A 14,971-nucleotide genomic window follows, 5' to 3' on the forward strand; every position below is an offset into this window, starting at 1 on the left:
TGCAAGCTACAAGCTGCAGCTTGCAGCCCGAAGCTTACTTGCGCTTGTCCTTGCGCTTCTTCTCGGCCTTCTTGTGGTGCGACATCAGGCGGCGCTTCTTGTTGACCTGGCGATCGGTGAGGGTGTTCTTCTTGCCCTCGTACGGGTTTTCGCTGCCCTTGTATTCGATGCGGATCGGCGTACCGACCAGCTTGAGCACCCGGCGGTAGGTGTTCTCCAGGTAACGCGAGTAGGAACGCGGGATCTTGTCGGTCTGGTTGCCATGGATCACGATCAGCGGTGGGTTGGCCCCCCCGAGGTGGGCATAGCGCAGCTTGATGCGCCGACCGTTGACCATCGGCGGCTGGTGCTCGCTGATGGCGTCCTCGAGGATCTGGGTCAGGCGGCTGGTCGGCCAGCGGGTCACCGCCGACTTGAACGCGGCCTGCACCGACTTGTACAGGTGGCCCACACCGGTGCCGTGCAGCGCGGAAATGAAGTGGATATCGGCGAAGTCGACGAAGAACAGCCGGCGCTCCAGCTCGGTCTTCACGTAGTCGCGCTCGCCTGGCTCCATGCCGTCCCACTTGTTCAGCGCGATGACGATGGCACGCCCCGCCTCCAGGGCGAAGCCCAGCAGGTTCAGGTCGTGGTCGACCACCCCTTCGCGGGCATCCATGACGAAGATCACCACGTTGGCGTCCTTGATCGCCTGCAGCGTCTTGACCACGGAGAACTTCTCGACTTCCTCGTGGATCTTGCCGCGCTTGCGCACCCCGGCGGTGTCGATCAGGGTGTACTTCTCTTCATCGCGCTCGAACGGGATGTAGATACTGTCGCGGGTGGTGCCAGGCTGGTCGTAGACCACCACACGCTCTTCGCCGAGCATGCGGTTGACCAGGGTCGACTTGCCGACGTTCGGGCGGCCGATGATGGCGATCTTGATACCGTCCTTTTCGCTCGGGCCAGGGATGCGCGCGGCTTCTTCGCCTTCGGCGACTTCTTCGTCGAGGGCTTCCTCGGCCTTGTCGCGCGGGATATGCCCCAGCACCGCTTCCATCAGCGCGTTGACGCCACGGCCCTGGGAGCCGGCCACCGGGATGGCGTTGCCCATGCCCAAGGGCGAAAACTCGGCGCGGGCGACGTCCGCGTCGATGTTGTCGATCTTGTTGGCGACCAGGATGGCTTCCTTGTTCCGCTTGCGCAGGTGTTCGGCGATCATCTGGTCGGCAGCGGTCATGCCGGCACGGGCATCGACCAGGAACAGCACGTAGTCGGCTTCCTCGATGGCCATCAGCGACTGCTCGGCCATCTTCTCGTCCATGCCCACTTCGTCGCCGGTGATGCCACCGGTATCGATCAGGATGTAGGAGCGGCCTTGCCAGGTCGCCTCGCCGTACTGGCGGTCACGGGTCAGGCCCGACAGGTCGCCGACGATGGCATCGCGGGTCTTGGTCAGGCGGTTGAACAGGGTGGACTTGCCGACGTTCGGCCGTCCCACCAGGGCGATTACGGGAACCATGCGGCTCTCCACTCTTGAATTCTTGAAAATGCAAAGGCCGCTGCAAGGCAGCGGCCGGAGTTCGTGCGGCGCGTCATGCGCCATTGCCTGAGCCCCATGACGGACTCAAGCATAGCCTCAGCGGATGGTCAGCGCCTCGAGCTTGCCGCTGTTGCCGAAGACATAGATGGTGTCGCCGACCACCAGGGGACGGGCGCGCAGGCCATCGCTGTCGATCCGCTCGCGACCGACGAAGCGGCCATCGACCTGGCTGAGCAGGTGCAGGTAGCCCTCGAAGTCACCCACCGCCACGTAGCTGGAGAACACTTCCGGTGCCGACAACTGGCGGCGGGCCATGGAATCGTTGCTCCACAGGGCGCTGGAGGAGCGCTCGTCGATGCTCTCGACGGTGCCCGAGGCCTCGCTGACGTAGACGTTGCCGAAGCCCTGGGCGACACCCACGTAGCTGGAGGCATCGCGCTGCCACAGCACGCGGCCGCTTTCCAGGTCGAGGCCGGCGACCCGGCCCTGGTAGGTGCTGACATACAGCATGCCGCCAGAGAGCAGCAGGCCACCGTCGATATCGACCACCCGATCCAGCTCGGAACGGCCCTGCGGGATGGCCACGCGGCTCTCCCACACCGGCACGCCGTTCTGGGTATCCACGGCGATCACCTTGCCGGTGGACAGGCCAGCCACGGCCAGGCGGTTGGTCACGATCGGCGCACCGGTACCGCGCAGGGTCAGCACGGCCGGGCTGCTTTCGTAGATCCAGCGACGGTCACCGGTGGCGGCGTCGAGGCCGATCAGGCGGTCGTCCTGGGTCTGCACCACCACCACGTCACCGTTGGTGGCAGGCGGCGCCAGCACTTCGCTGGTCACCCGCGAACGCCAGCGCTCCTCGCCGGTGCTGGCATCCAGGGCGATGACCTCGCCCTTGAGGGTGCCGAGCATGACCAGGCCATAGCCCACGCCGACGGCGCCGGACACCGGCAGCTCCAGGTCCTTCTTCCACACCACGTCGCCGTTGAGGCGATCCAGGGCGAAGACCAGGCCGTTGACGTCGGAGGCGTAGATACGGTCGTTCTCGATGGCCGGCACCAGGGTGTTGTAGGTCTCGCCCTGGCCGTCGCCGATCGAACGGCTCCACTGCTTCTTGAGCACCACTTCCTCGGTGAACTTGGTCAGCTCGGCCGGAGGCAGTTCCTTCTTGCTGTTGCTGCTGCAACCCGCGGCCAGGACGGCCAGGGCGAGCACTGCTGCTTGTTTCCAACCGATCACGTCAGGCGTCCCCTCTGGCCAGGTCATCCAGCTTCAGTTGCAGGCCACCGACCGCGGCGTCGTCGGACAGCGCGGCCTTGGCTTTCTCGTATGCGCTGTGGGCATCGTCGGCACGGCCGAGCTGGACCAGCAGGTCGCCCTTGAGTTCTTCGCGGCTGGCCAGGAAGGCCTTGTCGGCATCGCCGTCGAGCAGCTTGAGGGCCTCTTCGGCCTTGTCCTGCGCGGCGAGCACGCGGGCCAGGCGCTGGCGCGAGATCTCGCCCAGGGTCGCATCGGCCGGTTTGTCCATCACGCCCTTGAGCTCGGCAGCGGCATCGTCGAGCTTGCCGCTCTCGACCGCGACCTTGGCCACGAACAGGCTGCCGTACTGGGCGTACGCGGTGCCGCCGAACTCGCTCTTGAGCTTGCCGGCCAGCTCGGCGACCTTGGTCGCATCCGGCTCACCGCTCGGCGTCAAGGCGGTCTCCAGCAGGGCCTGGTACAGCACCGAGGCGCCTTGCGACTGGTTGCTCTGGTACTTCTGCCAGGCCTGCCAACCCATCACCACCGCGGCGGCCAGCAGGGCACCGGTCAGCAGCGGCTTGCCGTTGCGATTCCACCAGTCCTTGGCCGCGGCCAGGCCATCATCATCGATACTCGACACCCCAATACTCCTTTTCAGCAATTCGGCTGTTGAACCGCATCACGCCTGGGCGAGCGCGGCTTCCAGGTGCTCGGCCAGAGCATCCCAGGCAATGTTCTGTTGTTCGCCCTGGCCACGCAGGGGCTTGACGCCAATGACCCGTTGCGCCAGTTCGTCGTCGCCCAGGATCAGGGCGAACAGCGCCCCGCTCTTGTCGGCTTTCTTGAACTGGCTCTTGAAGCTGCCACCACCGGCGTTGACCGCCAGGCGCAGGCCCGGCAGGCGATCGCGCAGGCTTTCGCAGAGGCGCAGGCCGGCCAGTTCCGCCTGTTCGCCGAAGGCACACAGGTAGACGTCGATCTGGCGGCTGATGGACTCGGGCACCTTGCCCAGGGTCTCCAGCAACAGGATCAGGCGCTCGATGCCCATGGCGAAGCCCACGCCCGGGGTCGGCCTACCGCCCATCTGCTCGACCAGGCCGTCGTAGCGGCCACCGGCACAGACGGTGCCCTGGGCGCCAAGCTTGTCGGTGACCCACTCGAACACGGTCTTGCTGTAGTAGTCCAGGCCACGGACCAGCTTGGTGTTGATGACGAACGGAATGCCAGCTGCGTCCAGACGTGCCTTGAGGCCCTCGAAGTGCACGCGGGAGTCCTCGTCCAGGTAGTCTTCCAGCTTCGGCGCGTCGGCCAGCACCGCTTGGGTGCCCTGGTCCTTGCTGTCGAGGATGCGCAGCGGGTTGCTTTTCAGGCGACGCTGGCTGTCTTCGTCCAGTTGTTCGATGCGCGCGGAAAGGAACTCGACCAGGGCGTCGCGGTAGCGCGCGCGGGCTTCGCTGGTCCCCAGGCTGTTGAGCTCGAGCTTGACCGCGTCCTGGATGCCCAGCAGCCCCCACAGGCGCCAGGTCAGCATGATCAGCTCGGCGTCGACATCCGGGCCGTCCAGGTTGAACACTTCCACGCCGATCTGGTGGAACTGACGGTAGCGGCCTTTTTGCGGGCGTTCGTGGCGGAACATCTGGCCCACGTACCAGAGCTTCTGCACCTGGCCGTTGCCGGTGATGCCGTGCTCGAGCACGGCACGCACGCAGGCGGCGGTGCCTTCGGGACGCAGGGTGAGCGAATCGCCATTGCGATCCTCGAAGGTGTACATCTCTTTTTCGACGATATCGGTGACTTCACCGATCGAGCGCTTGAACAGCTCGGTGAACTCGACGATCGGCGTGCGGATCTGGCTGTAGCCATAGGTGTCCAGCAGGCCGGCCACGGTGCCCTCGAAGTAGCGCCACAGGGGCGACTGGTCGGGCAGGATGTCGTTCATGCCACGGATGGCTTGCAGCGATTTGCTCACGGAAAATCCTTACGAATCTGTGTGTCAGCCACGGGCGATCAGCGCCGCGTCGGCCTCGACCTTCTCGGCCGCTTTCTGGCGAATGAGCTTTTCCAGCTCGTCGACCAGGTTCTCGTTGGTCAGCTTCTGCGACGGCTTGCCATCGATGTAGACCAGGTTCGGCGTGCCGCCGGTGAGCCCCACGTGGGACTCCTTGGCTTCGCCCGGGCCGTTGACCACGCAGCCGATCACGGCCACGTCCATCGGTACCAGCAGGTCCTCCAGGCGCCCTTCCAGTTCGTTCATGGTCTTGACCACATCGAAGTTCTGTCGCGAGCAGCTCGGGCAGGCGATGAAGTTGATGCCACGGGAACGCAGGTGCAGCGACTTGAGGATGTCGTAGCCGACCTTCACTTCCTCGACCGGATCGGCGGCCAGGGAAATGCGGATGGTATCGCCGATGCCTTCGGCCAGCAGCATACCGAGGCCGACGGCGGATTTCACCGTCCCCGAACGCAGGCCGCCGGCTTCGGTGATGCCCAGGTGCAGGGGTTGGACGATCTGCCGGGCGAGCTGGCGGTAGGCCTCGACGGCCATGAACACGTCGGAGGCCTTGACGCTGACCTTGAAGTCCTGGAAATCCAGGCGGTCCAGGTGCTCGACATGACGCAATGCCGACTCGACCAGTGCGGCCGGGGTCGGCTCGCCGTATTTCTTCTGCAGGTCCTTTTCCAGGGAGCCGGCATTGACGCCGATGCGGATCGGGATGCCGCGGTCACGGGCGGCATCGACCACCGCACGCACACGGTCTTCGCGACCGATGTTGCCCGGGTTGATGCGCAGGCAGTCGACGCCCAGTTCGGCCACGCGCAGGGCGATGCGGTAGTCGAAGTGGATGTCGGCGACCAGCGGTACGCTGACCTGCTGCTTGATCTTGCCGAAGGCCTCGGCGGCGTCCATGTCCGGTACCGAGACACGGACGATGTCGACGCCGGCATCGACCAGGCGCTGGATCTGCGCAACGGTGGCGGCGACGTCGTTGGTGTCGGTGTTGGTCATGCTCTGCACCGCGATGGGGGCATCGCCCCCCACCGGTACATTGCCGACCCAGATCTTCCGGGATTCGCGACGTTTGATCGGAGATTCGCCGTGCATGACTTACTGTCCCAACTTCAGGCGAGCGGTCTCGCCAGTGGTGAACGAGGCAACGTCGACGGCCTGGCCGTTGTAGCTGACCTGGGCGCCGCGGGCGAAGCCCAGGCGCACCGCGAACGGCGGTTTGCCGGTCAGGTCCAGGCTGTCGCCCTTGCGCTTGATGGCGCTGAACAGCACCTTGCCGTTGCCGTCGGTGACCTGGGTCCAGCAATCGGCGGTGAATTGGATTTGCAGCGTGCCGTTGCCGGCAGGAACCGCGGCCGGGGCGCTGGCGACGGAAGCTACCGGAGCGGCAGGGGCCGCAGGCAGGCTGGGCGCCGCCGGGGCGACAGGCGTCTCGCTGGCAGCCGGTGCCGGCATCGGGGCGGTCGCAGGCGCGCTCGCGTCGTCGGCTGCCGGGGTTTCGCCGCTGGTCGCCGTCTCGGTCGCGGGGGCGGCCTCCTGCCCGGTGATGGCCTGGTCGAGCGGCAGCGGTGCGGCCTCGGGCTGCTGGCCAGCGCTCACGGCCTGGTCTTCCGGCTCGTCCAGCGGGTGGATCTGGGTGGTGCCATCGGCGCTCTCGACTTCGACGTGCTCCAGGGCGATCCTGGCCAGGTCCTTGCCGCGCTGGCTGTTCTGGTCCTGCCACCAGAAGAAGCCGCCGCCGACCACGGCCACCAGCAACAGCAGGCTGATGCCGCGCAGGATATTGTGCGACAGGCGCACCGGCTCCTCGATGCGCCCTAGCGCGTGCACTTCGCTGCCCTTGGCATGGGTGCCGGTGAACTGGTCGAATGCCTCGACCAACGGCGCCTGGTCCATGTCCAGCAGCTTGGCATAGGCGCGGATGTAACCACGGGCGAAGGTATGCCCCGGCAGCTTGTCGAAGGCGCCGGTTTCCAGGTTGTTCAGCGAACTTACCGTGAGGTTGAGCTTGCGGGCCACCTCGGCTTGCGACCATTCCCGGCGCTCGCGGGCCTGGCGCAAGACCTCACCGGGATTCTGGCGAGTCGCTGCTGCTACTTCGGGGTGCGCGGCTTTCATCGTTGCTCCGACAGGTATTGCTGATATTCCGGCGTACCGGGATAAAGTCGTTGTAGTTGCTGGCCCAGCTCGGCCACGCTGATGTGCTCAGCGAAAGCCCGGGCGATACGGCTGCCCAGCAGCAGGCTGCGGGCGTTCTGGCCGCTCAGCTGGCTGAAACGATCGTAGTAGTCCCGGGACGGCACATAATGCCTGTTTTCGTAGGACAACTCAGCCATTTCCAGCAATGCCCGAGGCTGGTGCGGATTGAGCTGCAGGGCCTTGCCCAGGTATTCGTGCGCCTGGTCGCGGCGATCGAGCGCCAGGGCCGTCAGGCCAAGGTTCTCGTACACCCGTGACCGCTCAGGATACAGGGTATCGGTGGCGGCTTGGCGAAACATCTGCTCGGCCTGGCGAAATTGCCCCTGAGCATAAAGGAAACTGCCGTAGTTGTTGCGAATCCGCGTGTCGCCCGGGCGTATCGCCAGGGCCTTGCGCCAATGCGCTTCGGCCAGTGTCGGCTCACCCTCGGCCTGGAACACCAGGCCCAAGGCGGCATGGGCGTCGGCGTCGTTGCCGTTGAGCGCCAGGGCTCGGCCCAGTGGCACCTTGGCCTGTTCGGTCAAACCTTGTTGCAAATAACCCAGGCCCAATTGCACGTAGGCCTGCCCTGCTTCCACCCGCCCCTGGCGGCTGGCCAAGGGGTCACCGCCGCCGGACACGCAGCCGGCCAGCAGCGAAAGCGACAGGATCGACAGCGCGGCGCGCAGGGTCATGGGCGGCCTCGTCAGTGGCGCACGGCGTTGCCTTGCGGCTCTGCGTCGGCGTTCAGCTGGCGCACGGCGATGTAGCGCTCGCTGCGGCGGGTACGATCCATGACCTGGCCGACCAGCTGGCCGCAGGCGGCATCGATGTCGTCGCCCCGGGTGGTGCGGGTGGTGACGTTGAAGCCACCGTGGTGCAGCAGGTCTTGGAAGCGACGGATGGCATTGTTGCTCGGCCGTTCGTAGCCCGAATGGGGGAACGGGTTGAACGGGATCAGGTTGATCTTGCACGGCACGTCGCGCAGCAGCTCGATCAGCTCGGCGGCGTGCTGCGGCTGGTCGTTGACGTCCTTGAGCAGGGTGTACTCGACGGTGAGCACCCGCTTGCCGCCCAGCGTGGACATGTAGCGCATGCAGGAGTCCAGCAGCACCTTCAACGGGTATTTCTTGTTGATCGGCACCAACTGGTTGCGCAACTCGTCGTTCGGCGCGTGCAGCGACAGCGCCAGGGAAACGTCGATGTGCTTGGCCAGTTCGTCGATCATCGGCACCACGCCCGAGGTGGACAGCGTGACGCGGCGCTTGGAAATGCCATAGCCCAGATCATCCATCATGATCTTCATGGCGGCGATGACATTGTCGAAATTCAGCAGCGGTTCGCCCATGCCCATCATGACCACGTTGGTGATGGCGCGGTCGATCTTGGCCGGGACGGTACCGAAGGATTTGTTCGCAAGCCACACCTGGCCGATGACTTCGGCGGCGGTGAGGTTGCTGTTGAAGCCTTGCTTGCCGGTGGAGCAGAAACTGCAGTCCAGGGCACAGCCGGCCTGGGACGAGACGCAGAGCGTGCCGCGGTCGTCGGTGGGGATGTAGACGGTCTCGACGCAGCTGCCGGAGGCAACGCGGACCACCCACTTGCGCGTACCGTCGGCGGAAATGTCTTCACTGACCACTTCCGGCGCGCGAATCTCGGCAACGGCCTCGAGCTTTTCGCGCAAGGCCTTGCCGACATTGGTCATGGCGGCGAAATCGTCGACGCCGAAGTGGTGAATCCATTTCATGACCTGACCGGCACGAAAACGCTTCTCCCCGATCGACTCGAAGAATTTTTCCATTTCCTGGAGGGTCAGGCCCAACAGGTTGATCTTGCCAGTCATGTCACTCATGGAATCACCCAAGACCTGCTTCGCTTAGCGAATGCGGTCGCACAGCTCGGTAGCGGAGAAGAAGTACGCGATTTCGCGGGCAGCCGAAGCTTCCGAGTCGGAACCGTGGACGGCGTTCTCGTCGATGGAAACGGCGAAGTCGGCGCGGATGGTGCCTGGAGCGGCTTCTTTCGGGTTGGTGGCGCCCATCAGCTCGCGGTTGGCCAGGACGGCGTTCTCGCCTTCCAGGACCTGGACGATGACCGGGCCGGAAGTCATGAAGGCAACCAGGTCAGCGAAGAAGCCGCGCTCTTTGTGCTCGGCGTAGAAGCCTTCGGCTTCGGCCTTGGACAGTTGCTTCATCTTCGAAGCGACGACGCGCAGGCCGGCTTTCTCGAAGCGAGTGGTGATCTCGCCGATGACGTTCTTGGCGACGGCGTCGGGCTTGATGATGGAGAAGGTACGTTGGACAGCCATGGATAACTCCAGAAATATGAGTGTTGCGAAAAATTAAACCCGCGAATTATACGCGGGTTCCAAGGGATTGCCTAACCTGCGGACACGCTCAGTCGGCTTCTTCGATCCAGGCCGCCTGGATGGCTTCGAGCACTTTCTCGCCGCCACGTTGCGGATCGTCGCTGAAGTCTGGCAGCTCCAGCACCCAGCGATGCAGATCGACGAAATTCACATAACGAGGATCGACGTCTGGCTTGCTTTGCGCAAGCTGGATGGCGATCTCAAGTACATCAATCCATTTCAGGCTCATGCGTAGACCTCAGTGCGGCGCTTCGGCGGCGTGGTTGAGCGAGTACTTGGGAATCTCGATCGTCAGGTCCTCTTCGCCGACGATGACCTGGCAGGCCAGGCGCGACTGGGCCTCCAGGCCCCAGGCCTTGTCCAGCATGTCCTCTTCCAGCTCGTCGGCTTCCTCCAGCGAGTCGAAACCCTCGCGGACGATGCAATGGCAGGTGGTACAGGCACAGACGCCACCACAGGCGCTTTCCATCTCGATGTGATGCTCGTGGGCCAGTTCCAGGATGTTGGTCCCTGGCTCCACCTCCACCACCAGCCCATCCGGGCAGAACTTCTCGTGCGGCAGGAAAATCACCTGGGGCATCGGTTACTCCTCGATCTCATTCAGGTTGCGCCCGGCCAGTGCGGCTTTGACCGTCGAATCAAGGCGACGGGCGGCAAATGCATCGGTCACCTGCGACAAACGCTTGGTCTGCTGCTCGATGGCCGCGCCATCGGTGCCGCTGAGCAAATCACGCAATTCTTGCATCTGGTGCTCGATGGCTACGCGCTCCTCGGCACTGAGCAGGCGGTCGCCGTCGGCGTCCAGGGCGCCCTGCACCGCCTCGAGCAGTCGCTCGCCGTCGACCTGGTGCTCGCGCAGCTGGCGCGCCTGCTTGTCGGAGCCCGCGTGCTCGAAGGAGTCCTTGAGCATGCGTGCGATCTCGCCATCGGTCAGGCCGTAGGACGGCTTGACCTGGATGCTCGACTCCACGCCCGACCCGGTCTCCCGGGCCGAAACGCTGAGCAGGCCATCGGCATCGACCTGGAAGGTCACGCGGATCTTCGCCGCGCCCGCGACCATGGCCGGGATGCCGCGCAGCTCGAAGCGCGCCAGGGAGCGGCAGTCGCTGACCAGCTCACGCTCACCCTGCAGGACGTGGATCATCATGGCCGACTGGCCATCCTTGTAGGTAGTGAACTCCTGGGCCCGCGCCACCGGGATGGTGGTGTTGCGCGGGATCACCTTCTCCATCAGCCCGCCCATGGTCTCGAGGCCCAGGGACAACGGGATGACGTCCAGCAACAGCAGCTCGCCGCCCTCGCGGCGGTTGCCGGCCAGGGTATCGGCCTGGATCGCGGCACCGATGGCCACCACCTGGTCCGGGTCGATGGAAGTCAGCGGGGTACGCCCGAACAGCGCGCCAACCGCCTCACGCACACGCGGCACGCGGGTGGAACCACCCACCATGACCACCGCCCCGACATCCTCCAGCTCGACGCCACTGTCGCGCACGGCGCGGCGGCAGGCCTTGAGGCTGCGGGCGATCAGCGGCTCGATCATGGCCTCGAACGCGGCGCGGGTCAGTTCGCCCTGCCAGGCGCCGTGGCTGACACGGACCACATCGGCATCGGTCAAGGCTTCCTTGGCCGCGCAAGCGGCCTGCAGCAGCTGGCGCTGGGCCGCCGGGTCGAGGTCGGCGGACAGCCCAGCCTGCTCGATGATCCAGCCGGCGATGGCGTGGTCGAAGTCGTCACCGCCCAAGGCGGTGTCGCCGCCCGTGGCCAGGACTTCGAAGACACCTGCGGTCAGGCGCAGGATGGAGATATCGAAGGTACCGCCGCCCAGGTCGAAGATCGCCACGACGCCCTCGGCATCCTGGTCCAGGCCATAGGCCACCGCCGCCGCGGTCGGCTCGTTGAGCAAGCGCAGGACGTTGAGGCCGGCAAGCTTCGCGGCATCCTTGGTAGCCTGGCGCTGGGCGTCGTCGAAGTAGGCCGGAACGGTGATCACCGCCCCCACCAGTTCGCCGCCGAGGGTCTGCTCGGCCCGCTGACGCAGCACCTTGAGGATGTCGGCGGACACTTCCACCGGGCTCTTCGGGCCCTGGACGGTGTCGATGAACGGCATGTGCGACTCGCCACCGACGAAGCGGTAAGGCAGTTGCTCGCCCAGTTGCTTGACGTCGGCCAGGCCACGCCCCATCAGGCGCTTGACCGACAGGATGGTGTTCAATGGGTCGCTGGAGGCGGCATCGCGGGCGGCCTGGCCGACTTCGCTGCGGCCATCGAGGTAGCGCACCGCGGACGGCAGGATGACCTTGCCCTGTGCATCGGGCAGGGGTTCGCTACGGCCGCTGCGCACCGCGGCGACCAGGGAGTTGGTGGTGCCCAGGTCGATCCCCACCGCCAGGCGGCGCTGGTGCGGCTGGGGGCTCTGACCGGGTTCGGCGATCTGCAGTAGGGCCATGCTTATCTGAGTACCTTAGGCGTCATCACGGGCGACGCCGGGATTAATCGTCGAGGCGCTCTTCCAGTTGGCGCACTTCTTGGGCGAGCTTGTCGAGGAACTGCATGCGGCGCATCAGGCGCTCGGCCCTGTCGCGCTCGGCAGCATCGTCCCAGCAGGCGGCGAATTCCTCGTTCAGCGTGTCCTGGGCGACCTTCAGGCGCTTCTTGAACACCGCGACGCCGTCCAGGTCGGCCTCGTCCTGCAGCTCTTCGAGCTCTTCGCGCCACTGCATCTGCTGCAGCAGGAAGTCCGGGTCGTGCACGGTGACTTCCTGGGGCACTTCGTGGCCACTGATGGCCAACAGGTAACGGGCACGCCGCGGCGCGCTGCGCAAGGTCTGGTAGGCCTCGTTGAGGGCGGCTGACTTTTCCAGGGCTACGCGCTGCTCACGCTCGGAGGCGTCGGCGAAGCGGTCCGGATGGACCTCGCGGGCCAGCTCGCGATAGCGAACGGCCAGCTTGTCGAGGTCCAGGCGAAAGCTGGGCTTGAGGTCGAACAGGGCGAAATGGCAAGGAGTACCCACGTCAACCCTCAGACATTGAAGCTTTCGCCGCAGCCACACTCACCGCGCACGTTGGGATTGTTGAACTTGAAGCCTTCGTTCAACCCTTCCTTGACGAAGTCCAGCTCGGTGCCGTCCAGGTAGACCAGGCTCTTGGGATCGATGATCACCTTGACGCCATGGCTCTCGTACACCTGGTCCTCGGCAGCCAGCTCGTCGACGAACTCCAGCACGTAGGCCAGGCCCGAGCAGCCGGTGGTGCGCACGCCCAGGCGGATGCCCTCACCCTTGCCGCGCCCTTCGAGGGAACGCCGCACGTGGTTGGCGGCGGCTTCTGTCATGCTGATAGCCATCGGAACTCTTTCCTCAACGTCAGTTACCTTGCCACAGGCGACTTAGAGCAAGCCTTTCTTCTGCTTGTAATCGCGCACGGCCGCCTTGATGGCGTCCTCGGCGAGCACGGAGCAGTGGATCTTCACCGGCGGCAGCGCCAGTTCCTCGGCCAGCTGGGTATTCTTGATGGTCTCGGCTTCGTCCAGGGTCTTGCCCTTCATCCACTCGGTGGCCAGGGAGCTGGAGGCGATGGCCGAGCCGCAGCCGTAGGTCTTGAACTTGGCGTCTTCGATGATGCCCTGTTCGTTGACCTTGATCTGCAGGCGCATGACGTCGCCACAGGCCGGCGCGCCGACCATGCCGGTACCGACATCCGGGTCCTCGGCGTTCAGCTTGCCGACGTTGCGCGGGTTTTCGTAGTGGTCGATGACCTTTTCACTGTATGCCATGGTGCAATTCCTTCCTCATCAGGGAGCCGCTCTTGCCGGCGACTGCTTAGTGGGCGGCCCACTCGATCTTGGAGATGTCAACGCCGTCTTTGTACATGTCCCACAGCGGCGACAGCTCACGCAGTTTGTTCACGGCCTCGCAGACCTTCTGCGCGGCGTAGTCGACTTCTTCTTCGGTGGTGAAACGGCCGAAGGTGAAGCGGATCGAGCTGTGCGCCAGCTCGTCGTTGCGGCCCAGGGCGCGCAGCACGTAGGAAGGCTCGAGCGAAGCGGAGGTGCAGGCCGAGCCGGACGATACCGCGATGTCCTTGAGGGCCATCAGCAGCGATTCGCCTTCCACGTAGTTGAAGCTCAGGTTCAGGTTGTGCGGCACGCGGGCGGTGCGGCTGCCATTGACGTACAGCTCTTCCAGGCTCTGGACCTGTTCGAAGAAGCGGTCGCTCAGCGCCTTGATACGGGCGTTCTCGCTGGCCATTTCCTGCTTGGCGATGGCGAAGGCCTCGCCCATGCCGACGATCTGGTGGGTGGCCAGGGTGCCGGAGCGCATGCCGCGCTCATGGCCGCCACCGTGCATGGTGGCTTCCAGGCGCACGCGCGGCTTGCGGCTGACGTACAGCGCGCCGATACCTTTCGGGCCGTAGGTCTTGTGCGCCGAGAAGGACATCAGGTCGACCTTGAGCTTTTGCAGGTCGATCTCGACCTTGCCGGTCGACTGGGCGGCATCGACGTGGAACAGCACGCCGCGGGAGCGGGTCAGCTCACCGATGGCGGCGATGTCGTTGATGGTGCCGATCTCGTTGTTGACGTGCATGACCGAGACCAGGATGGTGTCGTCGCGCAGCGCCGCCTCGACCATGGCCGGGGTGATGATGCCGTCTTCGCCAGGCTCGAGGTAGGTGACCTCGAAGCCCTCGCGCTCGAGCTGGCGAGCGGTGTCCAGGACCGCCTTGTGCTCGATCTTGGAGGTGACGATGTGCTTGCCCTTGGTGTGATAGAAGTGCGCGACACCCTTGATGGCCAGGTTGTCGGACTCGGTCGCGCCGCTGGTCCAGACGATTTCCCGCGGGTCGGCATTAACCAGGTCGGCGACCTGGCGGCGAGCGTTCTCGACCGCTTCCTCGGCCTTCCAGCCGAAGACGTGGGAGCGCGAGGCCGGGTTACCGAAGTTCCCGTCGACCAGCAGGCAGTCGGCCATCTTCTGGGCGACGCGGGGATCGACCGGGGTGGTCGCGGAGTAATCGAGGTAGATCGGCAACTTCATTGAGTATCTCCTATCAGGCGGTGGCGTCGCTCGTCGCTACGTTCAGTCGACGGCGGACGTCTCAATCTTGTCCAACTGGGCGTTGCGGCCCGCGACACGGCGCAGGTCCTGGCGCTGGGCGACTTCCTGCACCTCACGGCGCATGACGAGGTCAGCCAGGCTGATGCCGCTGAGGAATTCATGGATCTGCTGGCTGAGGTCGCACCACAAGTGGTGGGTCAGGCAGGTGTCACCGGCGTGGCAATCCCCCAGCCCCTGGCAACGGGTGGCATCGACCGATTCGTTGACCGCATCGATGACCTGGGCCACCTGGATGGTTTCCATGTCCCGCGACAGCTGGTAGCCGCCGCCCGGACCGCGCACGCTGGAAACCAGGCTGCTGCGGCGCAGCTTGGCGAACAGCTGTTCCAGATAAGAGAGGGAAATGCCCTGGCGCTCGGAAATGTCGGCCAAAGACACCGGCCCATGCTGCGCATGCAACGCCAGGTCAAGCATGGCGGTCACGGCATATCGGCCTTTGGTAGTCAGTCGCATGGCTAGTGGATACCACGGGAGTTACAGGATGTGAGCGAGTATGCGATTCCCGAGCATTTAAGTCAACTATTAGACCTACTGCTTTA

At 64.9% G+C, this 14,971-nt stretch carries 17 protein-coding genes; all 17 read right to left on the minus strand.

Going from position 1 to position 14,971, the window contains the following annotated elements; translation table 11 throughout:
* Positions 1-34: 34 nt before the first annotated feature.
* The 17 genes from der to iscR all read right to left on the minus strand — a co-directional run bounded on the left by der (position 35) and on the right by iscR (position 14,885).
* Positions 35-1,501, minus strand: a complete 1,467-nt coding sequence (gene der, locus ABFA30_RS19040; RefSeq protein ID WP_225788622.1) for a ribosome biogenesis GTPase Der — start codon at positions 1,499-1,501, stop codon at positions 35-37.
* Between the two features lie 117 nt (positions 1,502-1,618).
* The gene (bamB, locus tag ABFA30_RS19045; RefSeq protein WP_225788621.1) at positions 1,619-2,761 is read right to left on the minus strand and encodes an outer membrane protein assembly factor BamB; all 1,143 of its coding nucleotides are present in this window, start codon (positions 2,759-2,761) and stop codon (positions 1,619-1,621) included.
* A 1-nt stretch (position 2,762) separates the two neighbouring features.
* The gene (locus ABFA30_RS19050; protein ID WP_225788620.1) at positions 2,763-3,404 is read right to left on the minus strand and encodes a tetratricopeptide repeat protein; all 642 of its coding nucleotides are present in this window, start codon (positions 3,402-3,404) and stop codon (positions 2,763-2,765) included.
* A gap of 39 nt (positions 3,405-3,443) precedes the next feature.
* Positions 3,444-4,733 (minus strand): histidine--tRNA ligase, encoded by a 1,290-nt coding sequence (hisS, locus tag ABFA30_RS19055; protein WP_225788619.1) that lies wholly within the window; start codon positions 4,731-4,733, stop codon positions 3,444-3,446.
* 24 nt (positions 4,734-4,757) lie between these two features.
* Positions 4,758-5,867, minus strand: coding sequence for a flavodoxin-dependent (E)-4-hydroxy-3-methylbut-2-enyl-diphosphate synthase (gene ispG, locus ABFA30_RS19060; RefSeq protein WP_225788618.1), 1,110 nt, complete (start codon positions 5,865-5,867; stop codon positions 4,758-4,760).
* Positions 5,868-5,870: 3 nt separating this feature from the next.
* Positions 5,871-6,890 (minus strand): RodZ domain-containing protein, encoded by a 1,020-nt coding sequence (locus tag ABFA30_RS19065; protein ID WP_410045796.1) that lies wholly within the window; start codon positions 6,888-6,890, stop codon positions 5,871-5,873.
* Positions 6,887-7,645, minus strand: a complete 759-nt coding sequence (gene pilW, locus ABFA30_RS19070) for a type IV pilus biogenesis/stability protein PilW (protein ID WP_410045797.1) — start codon at positions 7,643-7,645, stop codon at positions 6,887-6,889. Before pilW ends, ABFA30_RS19065 begins: the two co-directional genes overlap by 4 nt.
* An 11-nt stretch (positions 7,646-7,656) precedes the next feature.
* Positions 7,657-8,802 (minus strand): 23S rRNA (adenine(2503)-C(2))-methyltransferase RlmN, encoded by a 1,146-nt coding sequence (rlmN, locus tag ABFA30_RS19075; protein WP_225788615.1) that lies wholly within the window; start codon positions 8,800-8,802, stop codon positions 7,657-7,659.
* Positions 8,803-8,826: 24 nt separating this feature from the next.
* Entirely contained in the window at positions 8,827-9,258 is a 432-nt protein-coding gene (ndk, locus tag ABFA30_RS19080) for a nucleoside-diphosphate kinase (protein ID WP_225788614.1), read from the minus strand.
* Between the two features lie 88 nt (positions 9,259-9,346).
* Positions 9,347-9,547, minus strand: a complete 201-nt coding sequence (gene iscX, locus ABFA30_RS19085; protein WP_225788613.1) for a Fe-S cluster assembly protein IscX — start codon at positions 9,545-9,547, stop codon at positions 9,347-9,349.
* A 9-nt stretch (positions 9,548-9,556) separates the two neighbouring features.
* Complete coding sequence (fdx, locus tag ABFA30_RS19090) at positions 9,557-9,898, minus strand: ISC system 2Fe-2S type ferredoxin (RefSeq protein ID WP_043208095.1); 342 nt, start codon at positions 9,896-9,898, stop codon at positions 9,557-9,559.
* A gap of 3 nt (positions 9,899-9,901) precedes the next feature.
* The gene (gene hscA / locus ABFA30_RS19095) at positions 9,902-11,764 is read right to left on the minus strand and encodes a Fe-S protein assembly chaperone HscA (RefSeq protein ID WP_410045798.1); all 1,863 of its coding nucleotides are present in this window, start codon (positions 11,762-11,764) and stop codon (positions 9,902-9,904) included.
* A gap of 43 nt (positions 11,765-11,807) precedes the next feature.
* The gene (gene hscB, locus ABFA30_RS19100) at positions 11,808-12,329 is read right to left on the minus strand and encodes a co-chaperone HscB (RefSeq protein ID WP_253080779.1); all 522 of its coding nucleotides are present in this window, start codon (positions 12,327-12,329) and stop codon (positions 11,808-11,810) included.
* Positions 12,330-12,337: 8 nt separating this feature from the next.
* A complete protein-coding gene (gene iscA, locus ABFA30_RS19105; protein WP_253080780.1) occupies positions 12,338-12,661 on the minus strand; it encodes an iron-sulfur cluster assembly protein IscA in 324 nt (107 codons plus the stop codon).
* A 42-nt stretch (positions 12,662-12,703) separates the two neighbouring features.
* A complete protein-coding gene (gene iscU, locus ABFA30_RS19110) occupies positions 12,704-13,090 on the minus strand; it encodes a Fe-S cluster assembly scaffold IscU (RefSeq protein ID WP_225788609.1) in 387 nt (128 codons plus the stop codon).
* 46 nt (positions 13,091-13,136) lie between these two features.
* Positions 13,137-14,351, minus strand: coding sequence for an IscS subfamily cysteine desulfurase (locus tag ABFA30_RS19115; protein ID WP_225788608.1), 1,215 nt, complete (start codon positions 14,349-14,351; stop codon positions 13,137-13,139).
* A gap of 42 nt (positions 14,352-14,393) precedes the next feature.
* Positions 14,394-14,885 carry a Fe-S cluster assembly transcriptional regulator IscR gene (iscR, locus tag ABFA30_RS19120; RefSeq protein ID WP_253080781.1) on the minus strand — a complete coding sequence of 164 codons (492 nt, stop codon included), beginning with the start codon at positions 14,883-14,885 and terminating at the stop codon, positions 14,394-14,396.
* Positions 14,886-14,971 lie beyond the last annotated feature (86 nt).

The organism is Pseudomonas sp. HLMP (assembly GCF_046365545.1).
GTDB lineage: Bacteria > Pseudomonadota > Gammaproteobacteria > Pseudomonadales > Pseudomonadaceae > Aquipseudomonas > Aquipseudomonas guariconensis_B.